Annotated in this window: 27 protein-coding genes and 1 tRNA gene; 16 read left to right on the forward strand and 12 right to left on the reverse strand. The window is 38.7% G+C overall.

Annotated features, from left to right (window positions below):
• Position 1: 1 nt before the first annotated feature.
• The 3 genes from ACYZ0U_RS01825 to ACYZ0U_RS01835 are packed head-to-tail and all read left to right on the forward strand — an operon-like array spanning position 2 to position 1,407.
• Positions 2 to 424 carry an ATP-binding protein gene (locus tag ACYZ0U_RS01825; protein ID WP_461449209.1) on the forward strand — a complete coding sequence of 141 codons (423 nt, stop codon included), beginning with the start codon at positions 2 to 4 and terminating at the stop codon, positions 422 to 424.
• Positions 424 to 855: an rRNA maturation RNase YbeY gene (gene ybeY / locus ACYZ0U_RS01830; RefSeq protein ID WP_461449211.1), complete on the forward strand. Its 432-nt coding sequence runs from the start codon at positions 424 to 426 to the stop codon at positions 853 to 855. Before ACYZ0U_RS01825 ends, ybeY begins: the two co-directional genes overlap by 1 nt.
• A gap of 39 nt (positions 856 to 894) precedes the next feature.
• The gene (locus tag ACYZ0U_RS01835; RefSeq protein WP_461449213.1) at positions 895 to 1,407 is read left to right on the forward strand and encodes a glutathione peroxidase; all 513 of its coding nucleotides are present in this window, start codon (positions 895 to 897) and stop codon (positions 1,405 to 1,407) included.
• Positions 1,408 to 1,459: 52 nt separating this feature from the next.
• Here ACYZ0U_RS01835 and ACYZ0U_RS01840 read toward each other — a convergent pair whose 3' ends face one another.
• From ACYZ0U_RS01840 to ACYZ0U_RS01860, 5 genes are all read right to left on the reverse strand, one after another.
• Positions 1,460 to 2,209: an MlaD family protein gene (locus ACYZ0U_RS01840; RefSeq protein WP_461449215.1), complete on the reverse strand. Its 750-nt coding sequence runs from the start codon at positions 2,207 to 2,209 to the stop codon at positions 1,460 to 1,462.
• Positions 2,206 to 2,988, reverse strand: coding sequence for an ABC transporter ATP-binding protein (locus ACYZ0U_RS01845; protein WP_461449217.1), 783 nt, complete (start codon positions 2,986 to 2,988; stop codon positions 2,206 to 2,208). Before ACYZ0U_RS01845 ends, ACYZ0U_RS01840 begins: the two co-directional genes overlap by 4 nt.
• Positions 2,988 to 3,770: an MlaE family ABC transporter permease gene (locus ACYZ0U_RS01850; RefSeq protein ID WP_461449219.1), complete on the reverse strand. Its 783-nt coding sequence runs from the start codon at positions 3,768 to 3,770 to the stop codon at positions 2,988 to 2,990. The genes ACYZ0U_RS01845 and ACYZ0U_RS01850 overlap by 1 nt, the downstream gene beginning before the upstream one ends.
• Positions 3,771 to 3,858: 88 nt before the next feature.
• On the reverse strand, positions 3,859 to 4,068 hold the full coding sequence (locus tag ACYZ0U_RS01855; protein WP_461449221.1) for a pirin family protein: 210 nt from the start codon (positions 4,066 to 4,068) through the stop codon (positions 3,859 to 3,861).
• The gene (locus tag ACYZ0U_RS01860) at positions 4,038 to 4,571 is read right to left on the reverse strand and encodes a pirin family protein (RefSeq protein WP_461449992.1); all 534 of its coding nucleotides are present in this window, start codon (positions 4,569 to 4,571) and stop codon (positions 4,038 to 4,040) included. The genes ACYZ0U_RS01855 and ACYZ0U_RS01860 overlap by 31 nt, the downstream gene beginning before the upstream one ends.
• Positions 4,572 to 4,648: 77 nt before the next feature.
• Between ACYZ0U_RS01860 and ACYZ0U_RS01865 the strand changes: the two genes are divergently transcribed.
• From ACYZ0U_RS01865 to ACYZ0U_RS01885, 5 genes are all read left to right on the forward strand, one after another.
• Positions 4,649 to 5,305 (forward strand): NAD(P)H-binding protein, encoded by a 657-nt coding sequence (locus ACYZ0U_RS01865; RefSeq protein ID WP_461449223.1) that lies wholly within the window; start codon positions 4,649 to 4,651, stop codon positions 5,303 to 5,305.
• Positions 5,302 to 7,167, forward strand: coding sequence for an ABC-F family ATP-binding cassette domain-containing protein (locus ACYZ0U_RS01870; protein WP_461449225.1), 1,866 nt, complete (start codon positions 5,302 to 5,304; stop codon positions 7,165 to 7,167). Before ACYZ0U_RS01865 ends, ACYZ0U_RS01870 begins: the two co-directional genes overlap by 4 nt.
• A 2-nt stretch (positions 7,168 to 7,169) precedes the next feature.
• Positions 7,170 to 7,424: a CBU_0592 family membrane protein gene (locus ACYZ0U_RS01875; RefSeq protein WP_461449226.1), complete on the forward strand. Its 255-nt coding sequence runs from the start codon at positions 7,170 to 7,172 to the stop codon at positions 7,422 to 7,424.
• A gap of 49 nt (positions 7,425 to 7,473) precedes the next feature.
• A complete protein-coding gene (gene mnmG, locus ACYZ0U_RS01880; RefSeq protein ID WP_461449228.1) occupies positions 7,474 to 9,336 on the forward strand; it encodes a tRNA uridine-5-carboxymethylaminomethyl(34) synthesis enzyme MnmG in 1,863 nt (620 codons plus the stop codon).
• Positions 9,337 to 9,546: 210 nt separating this feature from the next.
• Entirely contained in the window at positions 9,547 to 11,097 is a 1,551-nt protein-coding gene (locus tag ACYZ0U_RS01885) for an Ig-like domain-containing domain (RefSeq protein WP_461449230.1), read from the forward strand.
• Between the two features lie 5 nt (positions 11,098 to 11,102).
• Here ACYZ0U_RS01885 and ACYZ0U_RS01890 read toward each other — a convergent pair whose 3' ends face one another.
• Complete coding sequence (locus tag ACYZ0U_RS01890; protein ID WP_461449232.1) at positions 11,103 to 11,612, reverse strand: gamma carbonic anhydrase family protein; 510 nt, start codon at positions 11,610 to 11,612, stop codon at positions 11,103 to 11,105.
• Positions 11,613 to 11,697: 85 nt separating this feature from the next.
• Between ACYZ0U_RS01890 and ACYZ0U_RS01895 the strand changes: the two genes are divergently transcribed.
• Positions 11,698 to 11,770: transfer RNA gene (locus tag ACYZ0U_RS01895), tRNA-Gly, on the forward strand.
• A gap of 551 nt (positions 11,771 to 12,321) precedes the next feature.
• On the opposite strand, the gene nadB is transcribed toward ACYZ0U_RS01895, so the two are convergent.
• Positions 12,322 to 13,914, reverse strand: a complete 1,593-nt coding sequence (gene nadB / locus ACYZ0U_RS01900) for an L-aspartate oxidase (protein WP_461449234.1) — start codon at positions 13,912 to 13,914, stop codon at positions 12,322 to 12,324.
• A gap of 408 nt (positions 13,915 to 14,322) precedes the next feature.
• On the opposite strand from nadB, the gene nadA reads away from it, so the two are divergent.
• Entirely contained in the window at positions 14,323 to 15,315 is a 993-nt protein-coding gene (gene nadA, locus ACYZ0U_RS01905; protein WP_461449236.1) for a quinolinate synthase NadA, read from the forward strand.
• Positions 15,316 to 15,378: 63 nt separating this feature from the next.
• Here nadA and ACYZ0U_RS01910 read toward each other — a convergent pair whose 3' ends face one another.
• Positions 15,379 to 16,863 carry a DNA/RNA non-specific endonuclease gene (locus ACYZ0U_RS01910; RefSeq protein ID WP_461449238.1) on the reverse strand — a complete coding sequence of 495 codons (1,485 nt, stop codon included), beginning with the start codon at positions 16,861 to 16,863 and terminating at the stop codon, positions 15,379 to 15,381.
• A 181-nt stretch (positions 16,864 to 17,044) separates the two neighbouring features.
• Between ACYZ0U_RS01910 and thiL the strand changes: the two genes are divergently transcribed.
• Complete coding sequence (gene thiL / locus ACYZ0U_RS01915) at positions 17,045 to 18,097, forward strand: thiamine-phosphate kinase (protein ID WP_461449240.1); 1,053 nt, start codon at positions 17,045 to 17,047, stop codon at positions 18,095 to 18,097.
• 43 nt (positions 18,098 to 18,140) lie between these two features.
• On the opposite strand, the gene ACYZ0U_RS01920 is transcribed toward thiL, so the two are convergent.
• From ACYZ0U_RS01920 to ACYZ0U_RS01935, 4 genes are all read right to left on the reverse strand, one after another.
• Positions 18,141 to 19,448 (reverse strand): DNA recombination protein RmuC, encoded by a 1,308-nt coding sequence (locus ACYZ0U_RS01920; RefSeq protein WP_461449242.1) that lies wholly within the window; start codon positions 19,446 to 19,448, stop codon positions 18,141 to 18,143.
• Positions 19,449 to 19,627: 179 nt separating this feature from the next.
• Positions 19,628 to 20,119, reverse strand: coding sequence for a gliding motility lipoprotein GldH (locus ACYZ0U_RS01925; protein ID WP_461449994.1), 492 nt, complete (start codon positions 20,117 to 20,119; stop codon positions 19,628 to 19,630).
• Positions 20,120 to 20,125: 6 nt separating this feature from the next.
• Entirely contained in the window at positions 20,126 to 21,538 is a 1,413-nt protein-coding gene (gene ricT / locus ACYZ0U_RS01930; protein WP_461449244.1) for a regulatory iron-sulfur-containing complex subunit RicT, read from the reverse strand.
• Position 21,539: 1 nt separating this feature from the next.
• The gene (locus ACYZ0U_RS01935; RefSeq protein WP_461449246.1) at positions 21,540 to 22,688 is read right to left on the reverse strand and encodes a DNA polymerase III subunit; all 1,149 of its coding nucleotides are present in this window, start codon (positions 22,686 to 22,688) and stop codon (positions 21,540 to 21,542) included.
• A 171-nt stretch (positions 22,689 to 22,859) separates the two neighbouring features.
• On the opposite strand from ACYZ0U_RS01935, the gene ruvX reads away from it, so the two are divergent.
• The 5 genes from ruvX (at position 22,860) to ACYZ0U_RS01960 (ending at position 25,848) form a co-directional block, all read left to right on the forward strand.
• Positions 22,860 to 23,273, forward strand: a complete 414-nt coding sequence (ruvX, locus tag ACYZ0U_RS01940; RefSeq protein ID WP_461449248.1) for a Holliday junction resolvase RuvX — start codon at positions 22,860 to 22,862, stop codon at positions 23,271 to 23,273.
• Between the two features lie 21 nt (positions 23,274 to 23,294).
• The gene (locus tag ACYZ0U_RS01945) at positions 23,295 to 23,786 is read left to right on the forward strand and encodes a hypothetical protein (RefSeq protein ID WP_461449250.1); all 492 of its coding nucleotides are present in this window, start codon (positions 23,295 to 23,297) and stop codon (positions 23,784 to 23,786) included.
• 59 nt (positions 23,787 to 23,845) lie between these two features.
• Complete coding sequence (locus ACYZ0U_RS01950) at positions 23,846 to 24,520, forward strand: helix-turn-helix domain-containing protein (RefSeq protein ID WP_461449252.1); 675 nt, start codon at positions 23,846 to 23,848, stop codon at positions 24,518 to 24,520.
• A 152-nt stretch (positions 24,521 to 24,672) separates the two neighbouring features.
• Positions 24,673 to 25,311 carry an O-methyltransferase gene (locus tag ACYZ0U_RS01955; protein ID WP_461449254.1) on the forward strand — a complete coding sequence of 213 codons (639 nt, stop codon included), beginning with the start codon at positions 24,673 to 24,675 and terminating at the stop codon, positions 25,309 to 25,311.
• Positions 25,312 to 25,314: 3 nt separating this feature from the next.
• On the forward strand, positions 25,315 to 25,848 hold the full coding sequence (locus ACYZ0U_RS01960) for a glucosaminidase domain-containing protein (RefSeq protein WP_461449256.1): 534 nt from the start codon (positions 25,315 to 25,317) through the stop codon (positions 25,846 to 25,848).
• Positions 25,849 to 25,860: the final 12 nt, after the last annotated feature.

The following is a 25,860-nucleotide window of genomic DNA, read 5'->3' on the forward strand; positions in this document are numbered from 1 at the left end:
TATGGAAGAGGCAAATGTTCAGGAAACAAAACTTTACACGTTACAGCTGCCTTCAAAAGAGGAAAGTATAACGCAGTTGGAGTTATTGATAGAAAATTTATCTGATGCCTATAATGTAGGCGAGGATACCTTTGCCAATATGATGACTTGCCTTAACGAAGCATTAATTAATGCGATTAAGCACGGTAATAAATTTTCTCCCGATAAAAAAGTTATTGTTAATGCCGAGGTTGACACTAAAAGAATCATTTGGACTGTAACCGATGAGGGTGATGGGTTCGATTATGTTCACCTGGCTGACCCAACAGCACCTGAAAATTTGGAATTAGAGACAGGCCGTGGTGTATTTATTATGAAACACCTTGCTGATCAGTGTATATTTAATACATCAGGTAACGAAGTTGAACTGCATTTTAAACTATAATGCCTGCAATTAGTTTCTTTGAAGAAGACATTAACTTCAAACTAAAAAATAAAACCCTTGTGCGACAGTGGATCACGGATACCATTATTGCCGAGGGTTTTAAACTTAAGGAGCTTAATTATATTTTTTGTTCCGACGCTTATTTATTGCAGATCAACCAGCAATACCTGGATCACGATACCTATACCGATATTGTAACCTTTGACAATTCCGAAGAAGAAAGTAAGATCATCAGCGATATTTTCATCTCTATAGAGCGCATTCGCGAAAATGCCTTAAAGTTTCATGTATCTGAAACAGATGAGCTTCACCGGGTAATTATCCATGGCGCGTTACATTTGTTAGGCTACAAAGACAAGTTGCCTGCCGACAAGCAAAAAATGACACAAAAAGAAGATTTCTACTTAAGCAAGCGCGCTTTTATTAGCTAATTTTACTGCTGTTGAATCTCTTAACCCTTTATTATTATTATGAAAACATTAACATTAATATTCGCATTAATGTTCGTTACCTCAAGCAGCGAGCTTTACAAGTTTAAACTTAAAGATATCGACGGCCAGAATTTTGATTTGGCTCAATATAGAGGCAAAAAGATCCTGATCGTTAATACAGCTTCAAAATGTGGCTACACCCCACAGTATGCTGAATTACAAAAATTGGCTGATACCTATAAAGACAAAGTTGTTGTCATTGGTTTCCCCGCAAATAATTTCGCGCAACAGGATCCTGGTACAAATTCAGAGATTAAAACCTTTTGTCAGAAACGTTTTGGCGTTACCTTCCCGCTTAGCGAAAAGGTAAGTGTTAAGGGTGATGATATCGCACCGATATTTAAATATTTAACAGAAGCACCAAACCCTGATTTTACAGGCGAAATCAAATGGAATTTTGAAAAATTCCTGATTGATGAGAATGGTAAATTGATTCACCGTTTCCGTTCACCGGTAACCCCAATGTCTCCGGAACTGACTAAATATTTATAATTTATTTACATAAAAAAGAGCCGCAAATTATTTGCGGCTCTTTTTATGCCTGTTATTGTTGCCCGGCTGCCTGCTGTGCTTTTTTAATTGAATCCCGTTTGGCTCTTTCTGCTTTCTTCTTTTTATTAAAAAAGCCTTTAAGCAAAAAGTTATGTTGCGCTGCGGTTAAGTCCTCATTAAGCGTCGACGTTGTTTTATGAACATTGGCCATTGTGGTTTGAGCTTGTTTAACAGTAGCATCTAAATCATTTGCCATTCTATCATTATTTAACAACCGCCCAAGGCTACCCTTACCACTATTGACTTTGCCGGTAATTGAAGCTAAATTTTGGATTAGTGTGCCGGCATTATCTGCTATGCCGGTTAATTTGGCTATTAATTTGTCGGCATCAAAAGGGGCCACTGTTTCTAATTTATCACCATTTTTTACAGTTTGAGTGCTGGTTACGCCTCCCGGAGAAATAATGATCAGCTTGTCTCCCACCAATCCATCACTACCTATACTTATTTTTGCATCTGTTTTAATGAACTTTTTAACATCGTCATTCATAGTAAGATCAACACGAACTGTTGTATCGTTTAAAATGGTAATTGCCTCTACCACGCCCTCGTTTATACCTGCAAAACGAACATTGTTGCCAACGTTAAGCCCGTTAACATTTTTAAATGTGCCATAAAGGTTAAATGTTGAACTAAACAAGTTTCTTTTATTCCCTATAAAAAAGACCATAAGCGCAAGTACCAACACCCCCAAAAAGGTGAAAAGGCCTATTTTTATTTTTTGTGATGCCGTTGTTTTCATGATATATCTTTAAAAAATTCTTTTGCTAATTCGTTGGTTGATTCGTGAAGCGATTGAAATGTCCCCTCATCTACATATATGCCATCGTTCATGATCATTATCCTGTCCGATGTTATGCGGGCGCATTCCATGTCATGCGTAATGATGATTGATGTGGTTTTGTATTTCTTTTGCATATTCAGGATCAGCTCGCTTATCTCCCGCGATGTAATGGGATCTAAGCCTGTTGTAGGCTCGTCATAAAGCATTATTTCAGGCTTTATAATCAATGTTCTTGCCAGCCCGATGCGTTTGCGCATCCCGCCCGAAAGATCTGACGGTAGTTTATCTATAGCATCGGGAAGCCCTACGCCCTCCAACACCTCGCTAATTCGCTCATCAATCTCATGCTGGTCTTTCATTTTTAAGATCCGCGTAAGTGGAAACTCCAGATTCTCGCGGACGGTCATCGAGTCAAATAGCGCTCCGCTTTGAAACAAAAAGCCAATCTTCATTCGGAGTTGTTTTAACTCATCCTCTTTCATATCGGTAACCTCGGCACCAAAAACCTTTATTGATCCCGAATCAGGCGTAAGCAACCCAACAAGGCATTGTATCGTCACCGATTTTCCCTGGCCTGATTTACCTAAAATCACTACGTTTTCGCCTTTATGCACTTCAAGGTCTATATCTTTAAGGACCTCTTTTTTTCCAAAGGATTTTTTAAGGTGCTTGATATTGATAACTATCTCTTCTTTTGATTTTTCAGGCACCTGTTTACGTTCCTCAACCTTTTCCATTATCTGTAGAATAAAATACTGGTTAACTGAACGGCGAAGGCATCTATTACAAAAATCCAAAGCGAGGCTGTTACCACAGCCGAGTTTGCCGCTATACCTACACTTTCGGTACCCTTGTTTGATTTAAAGCCTTTATAACATCCTACAAACCCTATCGCGAATCCAAAGAATATAGTTTTAACAAACGCCGGTAAAAAGTCGGAATAATCTATCGAAGCTACTACCTTGTTAAAATATAGCGCCCAGCTCACACTGTCAGTAATATTAAGCGCGATAAAACCACCAATTAGCCCGATCACATCGCCTATTAATGTTAGCAAAGGAACCATAATTGTTACCGCCAGTATCCTTGTTACCACTAAATATTGCACCGGGTTAGCGCCCGATACCTCCATGGCATCAATTTGCTCGGTAACTTTCATACTACCAAGCTCTGCCCCTATACCTGATGCTATTTTTCCGGCACATATTAAGGCAGTAATTACAGGGCCTATTTCTCTTATTAATGAAACCGCCAGTGTTTTAGGCAGCATACCCTCCTGGCCAAAAGATGCAAGGTTGGGCCTTAGCTGTAAAATTAAAACGGCTCCCATAATGAAAGAAGTTATACCCACCAGCATCATCGACCGGTAACCGATCTCGTAACACTGGCGCACAAATTCCGACCATTCGAAGCCACCTCTAAATATATTTCTTATAAATCCGGTGAAAAATAAACACTGGTCGCCTATTTCGGCAAACCATTTTTTCCAGCCGGTTAGTTCTAATTCCTGCTCTGCCATAAAACATGTTTACTAATTGGTTGTAAAACAAATAATTAACTATTTGTTTAAGTAAGTTCAAATAAATATCGCCGAGGCTAAAGCCTGTTTACATCATCGGTACTTCCATCAAAAGCAATCGGGACTGCGCTTTGGTTTCAATTGTAAGTGAACTTAAATCATAAACACCTAAAGCATCTCTTTTGTTTAATGTGTGCCCGTCTATTTTGACAGCGCCTTCAATTACAAAAATGTATAAGCCGTTGCCGGATATTCTTACATCATAATTTATGGTATGTCCCGGCTCAAAATCACCCATTGAAATACAGCATCATGGTTTATCCACAACGTATCCGCATCTTTATCCGGCGATATCAAAGTTGCTAATTGATTCGGTTTCAAAACCTCATTAAAGTTCTTCTGATCATACCTTGGTTTAATGTTCCTTTCCTTTGGGAACAACCATATCCGCAAAGTATTCGCATCCTCTGTTTTAGAGTGATTGTACTCTGAGTGAGTAACGCCTGTCCCTGCCGACATGATCTGAACCTCTCCTGCATGTATAACACCTACACTCCCCATGCTGTCTTTATGTTCCAAAGCACCTTTAATCGGAATGGTAATGATTTCCATATTATCATGAGGATGCGTACCAAAGCCAGTATTTCCTTTAATAATATCATCATTTACCCTAAGCGCACCGAAGTGAATTTTCTCCGGGTTATAATAGGGCCCAAAACTGAAGGAGAAATTAGCTTTTAACCAGCCGATGTCATTCTTTCCGCGGTCTTCTGCTGAATAATACTTTTCATAAACATTTATCTAAATTTATGTGTTTAAACATTCAATTTTTATTCCACAAATTAATTATGCGTATTTTTGCAAATTCTTAAGGTATAATGGAATATAAAGCAATAATAGCGGGCGCAAGCGGACTTATTGGCAGTAGTTTATTAACTATCCTGCTAAATGAGCCTTCCTATGCTGAAATTACTGTTTTAGTCAGAAAGAAAACCGGGATCACACACCCAAAGTTAACCGAGATTTTGGTTGATTTTGATAAGCTTGATGATTATACCGGAGACATTAATGGACATGCCTTATTTTGTTGCATCGGTACCACCAAAAACAAAACACCTGATCTAACTGATTACTTTAAAATAGAGCACGATTACCCGGTTACGTTAGGACAATTAGCTGATAAAAATGGCGTTAAACAATATCATTATGTTTCGTCTATTGGTGCTGATAAAAATTCTTCTGCTTACTATACTAAGTTTAAAGGTCAAACAGAATATAATTTACAACAGCTGCATTTGGCGACTCTCCACATCTATCGCCCATCAATATTATCAGGCGACAGAAAAGATCACAGGCCAATGGAGAAATTTGTGAATGGATTAATGTATCTCATCAATCCCCTGCTTATTGGCAGCCTTAAAAAGTACAGGAGCATACCTGCAAAAACCGTGGCTATGGCCATGTACAAACAATCAATTAATAGTGACGAGGGTATTTTCATACACGCCTCCGATCAAATAAAACAAATAGCGTGAGCACTTATATATCTGCCGAAAATCTTGGCCATTCTTTTCATGATAAATGGTTATTTAAAAATGTAACCATAGGCATAAACCGCGGTCGCCGTGTAGCCTTGGTTGGCATAAATGGCGCCGGGAAATCAACGCTTTTAAAATTACTGGCTGGCGAATTTTCGCCTACCGAAGGTAAAGTTGTGCGCAGCCGCGACCTTCGTTTAGGCTACCTGGAGCAAGATCCCCATTTTAAGAATGCCGTTACTATAAGCGATTATATCTTTCATGCGGATAATGTGCAACAGCAGGCTATCCGTAAATACGAAGAGCTTTTAGAAAACCACCCTAATAATGCCAAAGCGATTGATAAAGCAATGGAAGAATTAGGAGACGTTGATGCCTGGGAATATGAATATAAGATCAAGACTATTTTGGGCAGACTGGATATCCATCATTTAAACCAACATATTAATACTTTATCGGGCGGACAGAAAAAGCGGCTTGCATTAGCAAGATTGTTAATTGAAGATCCGGATATCTATGTATTAGATGAGCCAACCAATCACCTGGATATTGATACTATCGAATGGCTGGAAAAGTTACTGACCGATGGCGCAAAAACAATTCTCATGGTTACGCACGACAGGTATTTCCTGGATAACGTTTGTAACGAGATTATTGAGATTGACCGCGGAAAGATGATACCCTATGTAGGTAATTATGGCTATTACCTGGAAAAGAAAGCCGAGCGTGAAGCTGTTGATGAGCAACAATTTCAAAAGAATTCAAATCTTTTAAAGAAAGAACTGGAATGGATGCGTCGTCAGCCGCAAGCTCGCGGAACTAAATCAAAGGCGAGGATTGACGCTTTTTATGATTTGGAAGAGAAAACCAAAGGTGGTGGCGCTAAAGAAAAAGTAGAACTAAGCGTTAAAACAGCCCGACAAGGCAATAAGATCATGGAACTGCATCATATAAGCAAAGCTTTTAATGGCATTACTTATACTGACGATTTTAGTTATGTGTTTAAAAAAGGTGATCGTATAGGCCTTGCCGGTAAAAACGGAAGCGGAAAATCTACCCTGCTAAACATGATCACAGATAGCCTGCAACCGGATTCGGGCATCATAGAGCGTGGCGAGACAACCGTATTAGGTTATTTTCACCAGGCAGGAATTGTATTTAAGGATGATCAACGAGTTATTGATGTAGTAAAAGATGTTGCTGAATTTATCACTATGGCCGATGGCAAAATGATCTCTGCCTCTGCCCTGCTTACATTATTCTTATTTCCACCTGCAAAACAATATGGGTTTATTGCCAATTTAAGCGGCGGGGAGAAAAAGCGACTTCAGTTAATGAGCATCCTGATGAAGAACCCTAACTTCCTGATCCTGGATGAGCCCACCAATGATTTAGATATTGACACCCTAAATGTGCTCGAAGAATTTTTAACCAACTATGGCGGGGTATTAATGATGGTTTCTCACGATAGGTATTTGTTGGATAAATTAACTGATCAATTATTTATTGTGGAGGAAAAAGGTCATGTGGTTATATATAACGGCAACTACTCTTCCTACAGAATTGAACAGGAAGAAGCACGTAAGCAAAGACTAAACCCGGCTCCTGTCGCGACAAACACTTCAACTCAACCTAAAAAAAGTAAGCTAAGCTTTAAGGAAACAAAGGAGCTGGAGACACTGGAAACAGAGATTGCAGCCCTTGAAAAAGAAATTAAAAGCTGCAACGACAAGCTAAACGCGGTTGGCCTCGAGTCTCATGTATTGAATGAATTAATAGACAAATCTGCCACCTTAAGCATAACCCTTGATGAAAAAAGCCTTCGCTGGTTGGAATTAACTGAATTAAAAGAGATGTAATCATGAAGGATTCGGATATAATAGCAACAACAGGCGTTGTGATTTTATTGATCGCATTCCTGTTAAACTTATACAAAAGGCTACCCGCAAATAGCATCCCCTATACTTTGATGAATTTTATAGGCGCAGCTACTTGTGGTTACTCATCTTATCTAATAAAATTTTATCCGTTTGTTGTACTTGAAACAATATGGGCGCTGTTTGCTTTGGCGTCGCTAATCAAGGTTTCACGTGGAACACCCGGAAATGAACAATAAAAACCGATACGTTTCACGTGGAACGTTGAATAATTTAATGGTATAAGCCATGTTTAAAAAATATAATGTAATAGTCGTAGGCGCGGGCCATGCTGGCTGTGAAGCCGCTGCCGCTGCTGCGAATCTTGGCTCATCGGTTTTATTGGTCACCATGAATATGGGAACTATAGCACAGATGAGTTGCAACCCTGCTATGGGTGGCGTAGCAAAAGGACAAATTGTGAGAGAGATTGATGCAATGGGTGGTTATTCTGGTATAATAACTGATAAAACATCCCTTCAATTTCGCATGCTTAATAAGTCTAAAGGCCCGGCGATGTGGAGCCCTCGCGCTCAAAGCGACCGTGCAAGATTTGCTGAAGAATGGCGCTTAGCTTTGGAAAGAACACCAAAAGTTGACTTTTGGCAGGACATGGTAAGCTCGCTGATTGTAAAAAACGATACGGTTTGCGGAGTCCGCACATCCATTGGTGTAGAAATAGAAGCCGATGCAGTTGTACTAACCAATGGTACATTTTTAAATGGCATCATTCACATTGGCGAAAAACGCTTTGGCGGAGGCCGAGCAGCTGAACGTGCTGCAACAGGAATCACGGAGCAATTAATAGCGTTAGGTTTTGAATCAGGCAGAATGAAAACGGGTACGCCCCCCCGTGTGGATGGCCGGAGCTTAAATTACGCTTTGATGGAAGAGCAATGGGGTGATGAAGAACGTGGTCGCTTTTCTTATACCGATGTTGAGTTATCAAATGATCAGCGTTGTTGTTGGATCACCTATACTAATACAAAAGTTCACGAAACATTAAAAGAGGGATTTGAAAAATCGCCTATGTTCACCGGCAGGATTAAAGGACTTGGACCAAGATACTGTCCTTCAATTGAAGATAAAATAAATCGCTTTGCAGAGCGCGACCGCCACCAGATATTTGTTGAGCCCGAAGGATGGAATACTTGCGAGATCTATGTAAACGGATTTTCTACCTCCCTACCCGAAGACATCCAATATAAAGCACTAATACAAATTCCTGGTTTTGAACAAGTAAAAATGTTCCGCCCTGGCTACGCGATAGAGTATGATTTCTTCCCGCCTACTCAACTTGGTCTAACGTTAGAAACAAAGCAAATTAGCAACCTTTATTTTGCCGGCCAAATTAATGGCACAACAGGTTATGAAGAAGCGGCGTCACAGGGTTTTATTGCTGGTATTAATGCCCATCAAAAAATACATGATAAACATGAATTGATCTTAAAAAGATCAGAATCATATATTGGGGTATTAATCGACGACCTGGTAACCAAAGGAACTGAAGAGCCTTACCGCATGTTCACCTCAAGAGCAGAGCATCGGTTATTACTTAGACAGGATAATGCGGATATACGACTAAGTCCAATTGGCCATGACTTGGGTTTGATTAGTGATTCCCGTTTAGAAAAGGTAAATGCCAAGATCAAAAACTCAGACAATATAGTGGCCTTTACTAAATCTCATTCATTAAATCCTGAACAAGTAAATTCACTTTTAGAAACATTGGAAACTTCTCCAATATCGCAAGGCGCTAAATTATTCGCCTTATTAAGCAGGCCCCAGGTTAATATTACAGATTTGAGGAAAGCTGATAATGCTCTGGATGGATTATTATCAGGCTACGATAAAGAAACAATTGAGCAGGCTGAAATAAAAATTAAATATGAGAGTTATTTTGAAAAGGAATTAGATATTGTTGAGCGCATGAAAAAAATGGAAGACCGCGAGATCAATACCGAATTTAATTATAATAGTCTTTCTTCACTTTCAAAAGAGGCTCGGGAAAAACTAATGAAAATTAAACCGCGTACTTTGGGCCAGGCATCAAGAATCTCAGGCGTATCTCCATCAGATATATCGGTAATAATGGTTCATATGTCAAAATAGATATATAATTAATTGATTATCAAATATTTATATAGATTTTAGCTAAAATCTATTATTTTTAATTTTGAATAACAATCTTCATCAAAAAGCAAAAATCGTTTATAGCTCGTAAAAACCATGTTAAATAAAAAATCGCTTTTTTTCTACCAAAATTTAGTGCTTTTAATACTCCTTTTTGCCGTTTTAGGTTGTGCAAATATTCAGAGGCCAATGGGAGGACCAAAAGATGTTACCCCTCCCCGTTTGTTAAAAGCGACGCCACCGAACGATACCCGGAATTTTAACTCCAAAATTATTCAGTTGGATTTTGATGAATATTATAAACTGACAAATCAATATACCGAAATAACGATGAGTCCCACTCCGGACAAACAACCGGAATACAAAATTAAAGGAAAAAGTTTGGTGATCTCTTTAAAAGATACTTTAGAAAAAAACACAACTTACGTTATAAATTTTGGTAAAGCTATTGCGGATGTAAACGAGGGCAACGTTTTAAAAAACTTCACTTACGTTTTTTCAACCGGCCCGCATATCGACTCACTGAGCGTATCAGGAACTGTAATTAATACGATCACTCAAAAAAAGGAAAAAGATGTAACTGTAATGCTTTTCCCAATCGAAAAGGATTCAATATATTTTGGTAAAAAGAAACCATCAATATATACATCAACAGATACTGCCGGAAATTTCTCTCTCAACAATTTACATGACGGCGATTACACTATTTATGCCCTGGAAGAAAAAGCACCGGACAAAATATTTAATAAAGACGACGAGCTGATCGCTTTTAAAAAGCAGCCCATACATTTATATGGTGATACATCAGGCATACAGTTAAATCTTTTTAAAGAGGAACCAACCAAATTTAGATTCGTAAGCCGAAAGTTTGATAATGATGGTAAAATGATCTTTATTTTTAATAAACGTCTAATTGATCCATCCGTAAAGGTTATTTATCCTCCCGGTTTCGATGATCAAAAAATTGTGGAATTTTCACCGACAAAAGACACGGCGAACATCTACATGAAAAATATGGATTTTGATTCGATAAGAGTTGCGTTTTTTGACAAAGGAAAACCATTAGATAGCGTTTCAATACCAAAGGGTAGAAAAGAATCGTTTGAAAAAACTTTTTCAACCCGGTTAAATATTAGTACCCTCGGTAAATTAAACCCGTTTAATAATTTAATTGCCATATCATCATATCCCATAGCTTCTGTGGATCCTTCACAAATTACGCTATATGAAGATTCGGTAGCTGTAAGCAATGTGGACATAAGTAAGGATACAGCTAATTTAAAAAGGGTAATCATTAAATATAAATGGAAGGAAGATTCCAGGTATATTTTATCGATGGATGAAGGTGCGCTTACTTACCTGACCGGTGATAAGAGTAAGAAATTTATTAAACCTTTCTCTGTAGATAAGATAGCGAATTACAGCACACTTACAATGAAAGTTACGGTTCCGGATACGAGCAAATCTTATTTAGTAGAGATATATGTAGATCCTGCACATATTATACAAACCAATTCAATATCAAAAAACGGATCAATAATATATAAAAACTTTGTTACCGGAAAATATTCCTTTAAGGTGGTTTATGATGATAATAAGAACGGAAAGTGGGATAGCGGTAATGTAAAGCAAAAACGCTACCCTGAAAATATTTGGGTTGACCCGATACTGATTACCTTAAGGCCAAACTGGGATGCAGAAGAAAACCTGGTAATACCAAAAGAACAGGTATCGCCCTAAAGCTATTATTTAAACCAGCTTGAATACATGATATAATTATCAGGTAAGCGCTTTAACATTTCGCGCTGCTCATCAGTAATCGGTTTAATTTTTTTTGCGGGGATACCTGCGTATAAGAAACCTGATTCGCATCTTGTTCTTTCAAGTACAATTGCACCTGCTGAAATTATAACAAATGGCTCCACAACTGTATGATCCATTACTATGGCGCCCATGCCTACCAATACATTATCATGCAGTATACAGCCGTGTACCAGGGCATTATGACCTATCGACACATTATTACCAATGGTAGTGCCCGCATGTAAATAAGTACAGTGTATTACCGCACCATCTTGTATATTGGTATTGTTCCCTATCTTAATAAAATTAACATCGCCACGTATTACCGCGTTAAACCATACAGAGCAATTATCACCCATTGCTACATCACCTACTATGGTAGCGTTTTCAGCGATGAAACAGTCGGAACCCCATTCGGGATTTTTATCTTTAACTGGTAAAATGAGTGGCATTTTTTTATTATTTACTGAATGAGTGAATTTTGATGGAATGATTAATTGTATTGTTATATTAAAAATTATATGTTTGATGCAACAAGCGGAAATAGCTCAGCTGGTAGAGCATCAGTTTCCCAAACTGAAGGTCGCGAGTTCGAACCTCGTTTTCCGCTCTTATAAATTTTATCCGCGTTCTTCTTAATTTTTGTGAGTGCAACCTGGGCTTCTTTAGGATATTCCTTGTACAATAAAAATATATTTTCTAATTCAGTCTGTGGTTCGTCTTTAAATTTATGATAGTAAAAAGAAACTTTTTTATTGAAAAACTCTTGTTTTTCCTCTTTTGAGCCATAAAATAGCCATCCGAATATTCTCCAATTCACTATAGCAAACGCCAGTAGTACCAAAAACACTATAAGATTAATACTTGGTGAAGTAAATTTAATGGTATGATAAGTTGTTGTTGTATCTCCATTCTGAACGGTATAGGAAAAATTAATAATCACTACTAATAGAATAACTAATAATACAAAAGATATCCATTGGCCAATTATCAAATTATATTTTTTAAAGATAAAACTTAATGAAAGTAAAGAGATTGCCAAAGTTTCACTCGCCATTAAAAAACCGCCTGTTATTTGCCAATAGATCATTAATCCCAATAATATAATAGAGATAATAAACAGGGTAACGTTAATATAAATAGCTCTTTTATTCATTAATTTTAAAATACCGTATCCTCAATTACCTCAGCATGTACAGGGTAATCAGTAGTATAATGTAAACCCCTGCTCTCTTTACGCATCATAGCTGATTTTACCACAATAAACGACACCTGGATCAAATTACGCAACTCGCAAAGTTTTACCGATAGTTTTGTTTTTTTATAGAAAGATTCTGTTTCCTCATATAACAAACCTAGCCTCCGCATAGCTCTTTCCAGTCGGAAATCAGATCTTACTATTCCCACATAGTCATTCATCAGCTTTTGCATTTCACGAACATTGTGAGTTACCAATATGTCTTCGTTAGATGATTGAACACCATGCTCGTTCCAATCCGGGATATTTTCCGGGATCACATTATTTTCAAACTGGCCTATGGCATGTTCATAAATACGGTGAGCAAAAACCAGGGCTTCTAATAATGAATTTGATGCCAAACGATTTGCACCATGCAAACCTGTTGATGAACACTCACCACAGGCATATAAACGGTGTATAGATGATTTACCAACATGGTCAACCATTATACCACCACACATATAATGACAAGCAGGTGCCACCGGGATCATGTCCTTGGTCATATCTATACCTATATCCAAACATTTGGCATATATATTAGGAAAATGTGCTAAGATATCAGCCTTAGTCCGGTGCCTTATATCTAAATAAACATAGTCTTCGCCTGATTTTTTTATCTCAGCATCAATTGCACGGGCAACAATATCACGAGGCGCTAATGATTTTCGCGGATCGTACTCCTGCATAAATTCTTCACCATTAGTACGCTTTAAAACTCCACCAAAACCGCGAACTGCCTCGGATATTAAAAATGATGGATATTCGCCCGGATTATATAAAGCAGTTGGGTGAAATTGTATAAATTCCATATTTCTCACTTTTCCTTTGGCGCGATATACCATAGCTATACCATCACCGGTAGCAATAGTTGGATTAGTAGTAATAGAATAAATATGTCCAGCACCACCTGATGCCATTACAGTTACTTTAGACAATATCTTATCAACACTATTGGTATTGTGATCTAAAGCATAAATACCATAACAGGTAATATCATCACTTGATTTATTTACAAACTTGCCTAAATGATGCTGCGTAATTAAATCAACCGCAAAATAATGTGTAAGAATTTCAATATTTGGATTTTTGTGAATTTGCTCTAAAAGTGCCCTTTCAATTTCAAAACCGGTAATATCCTTATAGTGTAATACCCTGAATTCAGAATGCCCACCTTCTTTTGCCAGGTCATAAAAACCGGAATTAGTTTTATCAAAGTTGGTTCCGTAGTCAATTATTTCACGAATTCTTTCCGGGCCCTCTTCAATTACAATTTCCACAGCTTCTTTATCACAAAGCCCATCACCGGAAATTAAAGTGTCATTTATATGCTTTTCAAAAGAATCCTCTTTTTTATCAACAACCACCGCCACACCTCCCTGGGCATACTTGGTATTTGATTCATCTTCGTTTGATTTGGTAACTATCAGTACCTTACCGTGCTTTGCTGCCTTTAGTGCAAAACTCAATCCTGCTATACCTGATCCCACAACTAGGAAATCAACATTTCTGGTCATATCTATGCTATAATATGTGTAAAATTAGTGCTTCTGTTAGTAATAGGCTTTAAAGATGTTAATTTTGTGTAAGTAAATTTTTAATAAATAAATACAACGTTGATAAGTGGCGTTTTAATGACAAATTTGATTAAACTTTAAGCTAATTATAAGATCATTAAACACGGTAACTAACATTTAATTACAAAAGAAAATATTAACAAAACTGTTTTGATAAAATAAATTGCAACTAACATTCTATTCAAAATCAAGCTTATACAATATAATAAATTATAAAACTGTGTGGATAAAATATTAAAAACAACTTTTACAGCAAAACGTATTGCAATTTCTTAACATAACTAACACCTTAATAACAACTGTTTCTTTATATATATATAAACTAATTATTATTAATTGATTTGTGGAATGGATACCTTAGAGGAAATAAATTTGAAAGGTTTTGTTGATGAATACATCGATCCAACGCTTGACCTTTTTAATGAAATTGAAAAACTTAAAAAAGAAAAAAATGCTGTCATACTTGCCCACTACTACCAGGAAGGCGATATTCAGGATATCGCAGATTATATCGGAGATAGCCTCGGTTTATCACAACAAGCCGCAAAAACAGGTGCCGACATTATTGTATTTGCCGGTGTACACTTCATGGCCGAAACAGCTAAGATCTTATCCCCAAACAAAAAGGTCCTTTTACCGGATGTAAAGGCAGGATGCTCATTAGCAGATAGTTGTCCGCCACATTTGTTCAGGAAATTTAAGGAAAATTACCCTGACCACCTGGTGATAACCTATGTGAACTGCACTGCTGAATTAAAGGCTTTAAGCGATATTGTTTGTACATCAAGCAATGCAGTAGCCATTGTAGAAAGCTTGCCTGCAGATCAAAAGATCATATTTGGGCCTGATAAAAATCTGGGCGCTTATGTAGCTAAAAAAACTGGTAGAGATTTGGTTTTATGGAATGGTGCCTGTATGGTTCATGAGATATTCTCAAGAGAGAAAATAACCAAATTAAAAGAGCGTTATCCCAATTCTAAAATATTAGCACACCCTGAATGTGAGGATGTTATTTTGCAAATGGCTGATTATATTGGATCAACCACAGGAATTTTAAAATATGCGACGAATAACCCTGCAAAGGAATTTATAGTAGCCACAGAGGCAGGAATTTTACACCAGATGCAAAAGGATAATCCTGATAAGGTATTTATCCCTGCGCCGCCAAATAATAACTGTGCTTGTAACGATTGCCCGCACATGAAGCGTAATACACTTGAAAAATTATACCTGTGTTTAAAGAATGAATCACCTGAAATTGAGGTGCCAACAGATATCATAGAAAAGGCAGTAAAGCCAATAGAAAGAATGCTGGAAATATCAGCTAAACTTGGTTTATAAATGTCCCGCTCAATAAAAAGCCCGCTTAAATTTAAGCGGGCTTTTTATTGAGACAGTAAACAATTACATACCTGAATCTTTTTCAGCTTCTAAAGCTGCCCTTACATTAGTAGGTAAAGCTGTTAATAAAGTTACATTTGATGCTGCTTCAATAGCGCTAACTGTAGTTATATACTGTGTCCAGTCTGAATTAATACTGTTAATATTAGGAGTATTAACAGCTATAACTCTTGTAGTCGCTGTTACACGGCTTAAATCATTATTACCAACAGGCAATATTACAGCAACTTTCCATACGTTACTTGGTACGTTAACATGTGTAGCATCTACTGAATTTAAGGCACCGTTTGATCCAGTTCCGCCGGTCCCGTAGCTGCCCATAATGATGTAAACTTCGTTACCTGCTGTTACTTGTGTGCGTAAATAATTTTCAAGATTTGCCCAGGTTGATTCATTATTTTGAGGCGCCTGAGGTATCATATTGGTCATTAAGAAAGTAGCATCGTTTGCATTGGTCGAGCTTGTTCTGTCGCCTGACGGGCAGTTATGTCCTCTGTCAAAACCAGAACCACTATAACCAGTACTTTGTACTTCAAAAAATGCAGATGGTAAACCGTTAAATGCAGCAAAATCATTTTGACGGCCGGTTGATTGAGTTATGTTTGATGCATCTAAATGCCAGCTTACCCAGTTTGGTTCGCCCTTGGTACTGTTGTATGATTCTACATAATATCCCTGGTCTATTAGATAATTATCAGCCATTGCTATTGCCGTTGTTGCCGATGACGGGTTACCAAATAAAAGGTTGCTGTTATCACCGGTTTCAGGTGGCGCGTCAGTACCTAAAGTAACTCCTCTTGGCATAGCAGCTGTTGTTGATGCCGAAGTATCAGGCCCTGTTGTTGGTGGAGCAACAATGGTTACACCTGAACTTCCTGTACCTTTAAAAGTGATATCATCAATATCGATACGGGTTGTACCCGCTTTTGTAATTTTGAACCTCACTTTACCGGTAACTGTAATTTTAAATGAGTCGGCTACTAAAGTAGTACTTGTTTCGGTAATACTATTGCCAACTTGGGTGTAAGTTGAACCTCCATCAGTTGATTCCATTAATTGCCAGGTAGAGCTTCCATCTTTGCCATATTCGGCATGTTTGATGCTTATTTGCGTTAATCCGCTAATATCAAAATTCATGGCTATGTAACCGGTTCGTAACCTGACAGCCCAATTTCCGTCTTTAGCATCAGAGGTTGTGTTTCCGATCAATGCATCGTTAAAATCCCAAGAACCAGTACCTAAAGTTATATTAGCATCAGCATAAGCTGCTTTGGTTGATGCTGATGCTTCTTCAAAATTTTCGGTTATAGTATATGGTACCGATTGTGTAGTACCAGTTGTGCCTGTAGAGCCAGTAACACCTGTACTGCCGGTAGAACCAGTAGAACCGGTAGATCCGCCCGTGTTATTGTTTAAGTCGCTGTCTTTTTTACAGCCTGCCACGGCTAAAATAAATGTGGAATAAATAAGTATTTTTTTAAAATTCATAAAGTGTATTTTTTACAAGTATAGGCACCATATATTAATCTAATGTTAATAATTGTATTCAATGATTAATAATTATGAAGTTAATCTGAATTTTTATAAAAAAAACAGTCTTTAATGCCCGATTCAGCAATAATTTGAGCTAAGCTTTTTTCGTATTTTTGTAATATAATAAAAAAGCGCAATGACATTATTTGATAATAAAGAGAAAACCAACATAGAACATTTGGGTGAATTTGGATTAATTGATCACCTAACTAAAAATATAAAGCTAACGCGGGAAAATACTATTAAAGGTGTTGGTGATGATGCTGCGGTATTGGATGCTAAAGGTAAAAAAATTTTGATATCAACAGATATGTTACTGGAAGGTATTCATTTTGATTTGGCTTATACACCCTTAAAACATTTAGGATATAAGGCAGTACAGGTTAACCTGAGTGATATTTATGCGATGAATGGTACTGCTACGCAGGTTACTGTATCAGTAGGTTTATCCAGCAAATTTCCGTTAGAAGCTATTGAGGAATTATATGAAGGTGTTTATTTAGCATGCGATAAATATGGGATTGACATAATTGGTGGCGATACTACCTCATCAAAACAAGGTTTGGTAATAAGTATAACGTCTATAGGCTATGCTGATGAAAAAGATATTGTATATCGTAATGGCGCCGGAGAGGGGGATTTGATTTGCGTATCAGGCGATCTGGGCGGCGCTTACGTTGGTTTACAGCTGCTGGAGCGCGAAAAGCAGATATTCCTGGAAAATCCAAACATCCAACCGGATTTGGAAGGAAAAGACTATATAGTTGAACGCCAGTTAAAACCCGAAGCCCGTGGAGATATTATTGATCTTTTAAAAGAAATTGAGGTTAAACCAACTTCGATGATTGATATATCTGATGGTTTGGCATCTGAAATTTTGCATATCTGCAAGCAGAGTAATAAAGGATGTAGTTTGTATGAGGAAAAAATTCCGCTGGATCCGATGACTTTTGAAACCGCGCGTGAATTTAATTTGGATCCGACAGTTTGCGCACTGAGTGGCGGCGAGGATTACGAGCTGTTATTTACCGTTAAACAAGCCGACTATGACAAAATTAAGTTTAAAATGGATATTACCATTATTGGTTATATAACAGAGCCTAACGCAGGCTGTAACTTAATAACAAAAGCGGGTGCAGTGCACGAATTAAAAGCACAGGGTTGGAATGCGTTTAATAAAAATGCTTAATAAAAATAAACCTTATAGCATTAACCTATAAGGTTTTATTTTTCTATTCCTCACCTAAATATTTCTGATCAATCTGTTTATTAGCCTTGGCACCAAGGCTTTTTATTTTTTCGGCAGTTTTGGTAAGGTTGCCGTTGCCTTCGGTTAGTTTACTGATGGCATTATCATAAGCCGACTGGCTTTGTTTAATGTTTTTACCTATACCTTCCATATCGCCAACAAAACCCACAAATTTATCATACATGGCGCCGCTTAAACGGGCGATTTCTAATACGTTTCGGTTTTGGCGCTCCTGTTTCCAGATGCTGGCAATAGTGCGCAGCGTTGCCAATAAAGTTGATGGACTAACAATAACAACGCGTTTATCCCAGGCATCGCTGAATAATTCGGCATCAATTTGTACAGCGAAACTGAATGAGGATTCAATCGGGATAAACAACAGCACAAAATCAGGAGAATTGATCTGGTACAAGTCGTGATAATTTTTGGCAGATAACCCGTTCACATGCCCGCGGATAGATTCTACATGTGCTTTAGAAAATAACTTGCGTTCGTCCTCGGTTTCGCAATTAACCAAACGTTCGTAGGCTATTAAAGATACTTTGGAGTCGATGATCAAATGTTTTTCATCAGGTAGGTCAATGATAACATCGGGTTGTAAACGATTACCATCGGCACCGGTAAAACTGGTTTGCATCCGATATTCCTGGTCGCGTACCAAGCCTGAACGTTCTAATACACGTTCTAAAATAACCTCACCCCAGTTGCCCTGTTTCTTATTATCACCTTTTAATGCTTTGGTCAAATTTTGTGCTTCATTGCTAATCAATTGGTTCAGTTCCATCAGCTGCGTAATTACGCCTTTTAAGGTATTACGCTCTGCCGCTTCCATATTATAAACCTTATCAACTTTTTCTTCAAAAGCTTTGATGTTTTCCTTTAGTGGATTGAGCAGCACATCCAAATTAGCACGATTGGTCTCCACAAACTTCTGCGACTTTTCATCAAGCAATTTATTAGCCACATTTTGAAATTCTAACTGAAATTTTTGCTGGATCTCTTGTATTGATCTTTCCTGCTCTGTTAACCGGTCGCGCTGTGCTTTAAATGATTCCTCGGCCTTAGCCATGCGATTTTTCTCAGCCACTAACTCCTGGTTTAAAATAGTTACCGCAGCGTCATAGCGTATGCGTTCATCCTGTAACAATTTATCTGCCTTATCGCGTTCAGCAATTAGTCCCGATACCCTTTCTTCACCACGGGCTACAGCAATTTTAAGCTGATCGCTTTCGGCTTTTAAACGCGCAACTTCTTCTGGTGAAATACCATCGGTAATTACAGGTTTCTTCACAAAGAAATAAACAGCTACAATAAGAATTAAAAACGGAAACGATAAGGAAAACCACACTCATTTTGCAAAAAATATTAGCAAAACTAAGATATAAAATTCAATAAGAAAAGAAAGATTGTAAAAGCATTTAGGCACGGTAAGGCCTATTTGGATAATTATAGTTTAAGGTTTAGCTAAAGCTATTGTTCAGTTCCCGCTTTCTCTACCCTAATCCCCACATCGCTAACCTCATGCAAAGGATTATCGCGCATATTTTGCTCAATTGCGAAATGATAAACCCCTTTTGCCGGGAACATATAATTTGCGCGGAACATCATCTGGTACTCATATAAATTACCCGATCCTTTACCTAACCATTCACCATCGGTATTGGCCAGTTTAAATTCGTAACGGTTAACGTCATTTTTTACTCCGGGTCCATTTTCGTGCATCAGGATAAAAATGTTGGAATATTTATAATCCCCGGTAACCCGTAAGTTGAAATAGAGATTATAGGGAATCTTTTCATTATCGATATTCACGTCATATTTAACCAGGTTAACGTACGACCAGTTATGGTTATCTATCCCGGTGTTTTTATCAATGATCGCGTTAGGATCGGAACATCCACCAAAAGCCAGTGCCATCAGCACAAGGGGTAAAAAGCAAAGTATTTTATATGCGCGTATCATCACGTATTATTCTGCTGCTGGCCCAGGATTTCCCCCGGGACGGTTTTGATTATTTTGATTTGGCCGGCGATGTTTATGTCGGCGATTTTGGTTGTTTCCCGGCGGCTTGTTTCCCTCCGGACGAACGCCTTCGGCACGATTACCATCAATAGGCCGGTTGACCTGTTGCGGCGGTCGATTACCCTCGGGCCTGCTACCTTCAGGGCGTGGCGGCCTGTTGTTTTGTGCAACATTTGCCGGCCGTAGTTGGTTTGGCTGCTGCGGATTTTGGTTCGGGTTGCGGCTTTTGTTCTTATTTTTCTTTTTGGCGTTGTTGCTATTATTACGGCGTTCATCCAGGCGGGTTAAGCTATCCTGGCCCACAACGTTTTCATAATCCAATATTTTAACCGGTTTAGTTTCCACTTCAACATTTTCACCCAGATCTGCAGGGATAACACCATCCCTATTAAGCTGCTGAATTTCCTTAACCTTACTTATTGGCATAGGGATCCAGTTTTCCTCGCGGGGATAGCTAAACCACATGATCTTTTTAAAGATGTCGGTTTTTTGCAGGCGGGCATCGCCTTTTTCAGTTTTTAAAACATTTACATTATCAGGAATGTGCTTAAGCGCATCCATATAAGTATCCAACTCGTAGTTAAGGCAGCATTTTAATTTGCCGCATTGCCCGGCCAGCTTTAACGTATTTAACGAAAGATTTTGATAACGTGCAGCAGCCGTTGAAACCGTTTTAAAATCAGTTAACCAGGTTGAGCAGCAAAGCTCGCGGCCGCAAGAACCAATACCGCCTAAACGGCTTGCCTCCTGTCGCATCCCGATTTGTCTCATTTCGATCCTGATCCGGAATTGTTCCGCCATTTTTTTGATCAGTTCGCGAAAATCTACGCGGCCTTCGGCCGTATAATAAAACGTTGCCTTGGTTTTATCGCCCTGGTAATCCACATCGCTCAGCTTCATGCTCAGGTTAAGTTCCAGTGCCAGTTTACGCGATTTGTGCATGGTTTCCCACTCCATATCTTTTGCCGCCTTCCATTTTTCAACGTCAGCAACAGTAGCTTTGCGGTATATCTTTTTAGCAACATCAGCCTCCTTAACCCTACGCTTGGTCATCTGCATCCTAACCAGTTCGCCGGTTAAGGATACGTGCCCAACATCATAGCCTCCGGTAGTAGTTTCAACCACAACAAGCTCGCCTGATTCCAGGTAAATATTGTCGCTGTTCAGGTAAAACTCCTTACGTGAACCTTTGAATTTAACCTCGATAACCGGAAACGGTTTATAATTTGTCGGCATGTCCATGTGCGACAGCCAGTCGTATACATCTAATTTACTGCAGCCATTTGTAAGGCATGAGCCATTACTTTTGCAGCCTGCCGGCGAGCATCCGCCCCCAGTTGAGCAACTTCCACATCCCATATTAATTGGTATATATTGTGTCCGCCGTTTGGCGGATCGTTTTAAACTTTAGCACCTTTATAATCTGTAAAGATACATCTAAAAATAAAATTTTCGGGTTAGCATTTCGTTCCACATGATAATGGGCTTTTTCCAGCTCAGCGCTGATGGCCTGGGCCTGGTTTAAATCCATTACATTAGTCATTTTTTGCGCGGTATCCAACTCCTGCGCGGGCAAGTGAACCAAATTGCCGGCACCGGCCATCAGCAGGCAGCATTCCCGTATAAAACTTACACCGTAGCGTAAAAAATTCTTTTGATTTTCACGCCCCATCTTGGCTATCTGATCAACAAAAGGCAAAACTTCCAGCCCTTTATTGGCGTAACATAAGCGCAACCAATCAACAAATATTTTGTGATAACCCTTGGTATCCTGTTTCAACATAATCAGCGCTTCTGTTAAATTGCCATTACTTAAATAGGCGATTTGTGCAGCGGCTTCTTCTGTTTGATGGTGTTCTGCTATCAAATATTCCTTAACATCGTCAAAGCTTAAAGCCGGTATTTTTACCAGTTGCGTACGCGAAAGGATGGTGTTTAAAATTTGATCCTGGTTTTGTGCGACCAATAAGAAAAGCGTATTTGGTTGAGGTTCTTCGATGATCTTTAACAAAGCATTCCCTTCCTTGTCCAGATATTCGGGTAACCATAAAATCAAAACTTTATAAACCGATTCGAATGGCTTTAAGCTGAGTTTTTTGATGATCTGGTGGCATTCGGCAATATTAATATTGGCCTGCTTGTTTTCTGCTTCTAAATAATCTCGCCAGATATCCAGATTTAAATATGGGTAAGCGGTAAACGCTTCGCGCCATTGCTCGATAAAAGTTAACGCGTTATCGTCCTTATGCTTCGCAAAGAATGGGTATGAAAAATGCAGATCCGGGTGCATCAGCTTTTGGTACTTGCGGCATGATGAACAAACCCCGCATGAATCGTCGGGCTGTTTATCCTCGCAACATAAATACTGTGCATAAGCAACCGCCAGCGCCAAACTTCCCGACCCCTCCGGGCCCAAAAATAACTGCGCATGACTAACCCGGTTTTCATTAACCGTATTAATTAAACGTTGCTTTACAGCGGCCTGGCCTACAATCTCCTTAAACTGCATTGGTGCAAAATAAGGAATAGATTTGAGATGTGAGATATGAGATATGAGACAATGATGGTTTTTAACAAAAAACGGGGTAAAACGTGTGCAGGTAAACTCAACAGATTTAATTTATCTTTGAAATATGCAAGTCCTAATCTCACATCTCATATCTCACATCACAAATCTACCATGCGAATAATGGCTTTCGATTATGGTACAAAGCGTATCGGCATTGCGGTTACTGATCCTATGCAGATCATCGCAACGGGATTAGAGACCATCCATCCGCAATTTATAGTCGAATACCTGAAAAAATATTTGCTTACCGAACAGGTTGAGCGTTTTATTGTGGGCGAACCTAAGCAAATGGATAACACACCATCACAATCTGCCGTGCATGTAAAGGGTTTTGTAACGATATTGAAAAAGAATTTCCCGGAGGTACCAATAGAAATGTTGGATGAGCGCTTTACCTCGAAAATGGCATCGGCTACCATCGCCCAAAGCGGCATGAACAAAAAAGGCCGGCAGAATAAAGAATTGGTGGATACGATCTCGGCGGTAATTTTGCTGCAATCGTGGATGGAAAAAAGCGCATTTTAATACATATATTAAACCTAAGCAATGGTTAAAATAATTTTTAAAGAAACACAAAGACTTAAGTTGCTTTTAATTATTGCCATAATATTTACCCTGCTTTTCGGCGTAATTTTATTTATCCAGGTGATAATGGGCAAACCAGTTGGGAGCCATCCTGCACCAAACGTATTACTGATTGTGTTTTTTACCATTGGGGTTTTAGGCTCCATTTTTTCGGGCAGGCTAAAACTATTATTGGTAATTCATGAAGGGGAGATCCATGTTAGCTATGGCATATTTACGGGCGATAATAAATACAAGCTTAATGAAATTAAAGCGCTAAAAGGTAGAAAATATGATGCGCTAAAGGAATTTTGGGGCTGGGGCGTGCGCTATAATAACAATGAAAGTTGTTTTACAGTATCCGGGGACGACGCTTTAGAGATTGAATTGAAAAACGGAGAAAAGATTTTGATTGGAACGCAAAAACCGGATGAAATTATGTCGGCTATTGCTATGCTTTTACAGAATAGTTAATTATCAAACTTAATATACTCTTGACGTTGTTTGTCAAAGTGTTTGGCTAAATTGGTAGCATGAAAACGTTTGGACAAATGATCAAATCCCTGCGCGAAGAGCAGGAAATCCCTTTGCGGAAAGTTGCCGCTTTTCTTGACATCGATCAGGCCATCCTTAGTAAAATTGAACATAGCACCCGAAACGCCCGCCGCGAGCAGATTGTACAAATGGCGTCGTATTTTAAAACCGAGGAAAAGCCGTTATTAATTCAATGGTTAGCCGAAAAGGTACTGGCTGAACTGGATAACGATGACTTTTCCGGAGAGGCTTTAACCCTGGCCCGGCAAATGGTCAGAAAAAAGTCAAATGAACCTGTTGATGAAGACCCTCCGGGGCTTGATTATCTAAAATTAGGAGAGACCGGAAAATCAGCGCGCGTATTTCACGGAAACAATTTGCCATCATATATAGATTTTGCTAAATATTTGGTGAAGACGACAACCGGGAAGAAGTTTGATGAGCATGCTATTGATACCCAAACCGGCTATATTGGCGAAGATGATAAACACGAGCTTTACCTTTTTTATAAACCCAGCCAGGATTGGCTGAAAAATAATGCGCTAACCCTTAATCTCATCAAAAACCTACCCGATTATAAAGGCAAGAACCGCCTGATATTCGCATCATTAAAATATGTGGATGATGAAACCTGTGTAAAGCACCATGTTGAGTTTGCAAAGATCCCATATTAAACCGCTGATTGTCTGAACCCGGTTTTATTTGATTTTTGAGATTCGCAGGATATTTAGTCGCTTTGTTTTATCTGTACATCGTGAAAATCAGGTAAATCCCACGGACCGGGTTCTGACAATATCGTTTCAGGCAAAATGTTTATCTTTGCCCCATGGAGATTTTAGATCCAAAACTTCAAACATACCTTGAAGATCATTGCGATCCGGAGCCGGGGCACCTGCGAAAAATAAACCGGGATACACACCTCAAGGTACTAAAAGCTAACATGCTTTCGGGCCATTACCAGGGCCGCTTGCTAAGCATGATGAGCAAAATGATCCAGCCAAGACGCATTTTAGAGATAGGAACCTTTACCGGCTATGCAACCTTTTGCCTTGCCGAAGGCTTAACCGAAGACGGCCTTATCCATACCATTGAGGTTAACCGGGAGCTGGAGGAAATGCTTAATTCACATTTTAAATTAACAAATGTTGAAAATAAAATACGCCTGCATTTTGGGCAGGCGGCGCTGGTTTTAAACGATTTAGCGGAAGAAATTTTTGATTTAGTATTTATTGATGCTGATAAAAAAAATAATTTTGCTTACTTTGAGTTAATATTTGACAAAGTCAGATCCGGAGGATTAATAATAATTGACAATGTTTTGTGGAAAGGGAAAGTATACGGCCCTGAAAATGATGCCGATACAAAAAGTTTTCGCGAACTAAATGATCGGATTTCCGTAGACAGCAGGGTGGAGAAGCTAATTCTGCCTGTACGAGACGGGATACTGGTTATCAGAAAAAAATAAATTATGAAGAAAATCTTACTGATTACATCACTGCTCATATCAGCCTTAGCCGCGTCGGCACAAAAAAACACATCAGAATCATATATCGAAAAATTCAAGGATGATGCAATCCGCATTATGCATGAAACAGGTGTGCCTGCGAGTATTGTTTTAGGCGTAGCCATGCACGAATCCGCTTGCGGAAATAGCGCTATTGCTAAAAACCTGAACAATCAGTTTGGCATGAAGGGCGGAGGTGTCGCGGTTTATTATAAACACAACAAAAAAGTACGCTCGCCATATAAACAATACACTTCGGTATTTGATTCTTTCCAGGATTTTGCCAGGATTATGACCGAGCGCAGGCAGTTCAGTCACTTAACTGATGAATTTACCCACTACGATTACATTGGCTGGGCTAAAGGGATTCAACGCAGCGGGTATGCCGGCAGCAAAAAATGGGCGGCTCAGGTTTTAGGTATCATCAACAAATACAACCTGAATTCACTTGATGAAACCCCTGCTGATCAACCTGAATTAGCAAACAAACCGCAATAATAATTTTTTAAT

This window comes from Mucilaginibacter sp. (assembly GCF_965225845.1).
Lineage (GTDB): Bacteria > Bacteroidota > Bacteroidia > Sphingobacteriales > Sphingobacteriaceae > Mucilaginibacter.

Coding starts and splice junctions, on each gene's coding strand:
- ACYZ0U_RS01825 (WP_461449209.1), top strand. CDS start 2: ATGGAAGAGGCAAATGTTCAGGAAACAAAACTTTACACGTTACAGCTG.
- ybeY (WP_461449211.1), top strand. CDS start 424: ATGCCTGCAATTAGTTTCTTTGAAGAAGACATTAACTTCAAACTAAAA.
- ACYZ0U_RS01835 (WP_461449213.1), top strand. CDS start 895: ATGAAAACATTAACATTAATATTCGCATTAATGTTCGTTACCTCAAGC.
- ACYZ0U_RS01840 (WP_461449215.1), bottom strand. CDS start 2,209: ATGAAAACAACGGCATCACAAAAAATAAAAATAGGCCTTTTCACCTTT.
- ACYZ0U_RS01845 (WP_461449217.1), bottom strand. CDS start 2,988: ATGGAAAAGGTTGAGGAACGTAAACAGGTGCCTGAAAAATCAAAAGAA.
- ACYZ0U_RS01850 (WP_461449219.1), bottom strand. CDS start 3,770: ATGGCAGAGCAGGAATTAGAACTAACCGGCTGGAAAAAATGGTTTGCC.
- ACYZ0U_RS01855 (WP_461449221.1), bottom strand. CDS start 4,068: ATGGGTGATTTTGAGCCGGGACATACCATAAATTATGATGTAAGAATA.
- ACYZ0U_RS01865 (WP_461449223.1), top strand. CDS start 4,649: ATGGAATATAAAGCAATAATAGCGGGCGCAAGCGGACTTATTGGCAGT.
- ACYZ0U_RS01875 (WP_461449226.1), top strand. CDS start 7,170: ATGAAGGATTCGGATATAATAGCAACAACAGGCGTTGTGATTTTATTG.
- mnmG (WP_461449228.1), top strand. CDS start 7,474: ATGTTTAAAAAATATAATGTAATAGTCGTAGGCGCGGGCCATGCTGGC.
- ACYZ0U_RS01885 (WP_461449230.1), top strand. CDS start 9,547: ATGGGAGGACCAAAAGATGTTACCCCTCCCCGTTTGTTAAAAGCGACG.
- ACYZ0U_RS01890 (WP_461449232.1), bottom strand. CDS start 11,612: ATGCCACTCATTTTACCAGTTAAAGATAAAAATCCCGAATGGGGTTCC.
- nadB (WP_461449234.1), bottom strand. CDS start 13,914: ATGACCAGAAATGTTGATTTCCTAGTTGTGGGATCAGGTATAGCAGGA.
- nadA (WP_461449236.1), top strand. CDS start 14,323: ATGGATACCTTAGAGGAAATAAATTTGAAAGGTTTTGTTGATGAATAC.
- ACYZ0U_RS01910 (WP_461449238.1), bottom strand. CDS start 16,863: ATGAATTTTAAAAAAATACTTATTTATTCCACATTTATTTTAGCCGTG.
- thiL (WP_461449240.1), top strand. CDS start 17,045: ATGACATTATTTGATAATAAAGAGAAAACCAACATAGAACATTTGGGT.
- ACYZ0U_RS01925 (WP_461449994.1), bottom strand. CDS start 20,119: ATGATACGCGCATATAAAATACTTTGCTTTTTACCCCTTGTGCTGATG.
- ricT (WP_461449244.1), bottom strand. CDS start 21,538: ATGGGATGTGGAAGTTGCTCAACTGGGGGCGGATGCTCGCCGGCAGGC.
- ACYZ0U_RS01935 (WP_461449246.1), bottom strand. CDS start 22,688: ATGCAGTTTAAGGAGATTGTAGGCCAGGCCGCTGTAAAGCAACGTTTA.
- ruvX (WP_461449248.1), top strand. CDS start 22,860: ATGCGAATAATGGCTTTCGATTATGGTACAAAGCGTATCGGCATTGCG.
- ACYZ0U_RS01945 (WP_461449250.1), top strand. CDS start 23,295: ATGGTTAAAATAATTTTTAAAGAAACACAAAGACTTAAGTTGCTTTTA.
- ACYZ0U_RS01950 (WP_461449252.1), top strand. CDS start 23,846: ATGAAAACGTTTGGACAAATGATCAAATCCCTGCGCGAAGAGCAGGAA.
- ACYZ0U_RS01955 (WP_461449254.1), top strand. CDS start 24,673: ATGGAGATTTTAGATCCAAAACTTCAAACATACCTTGAAGATCATTGC.
- ACYZ0U_RS01960 (WP_461449256.1), top strand. CDS start 25,315: ATGAAGAAAATCTTACTGATTACATCACTGCTCATATCAGCCTTAGCC.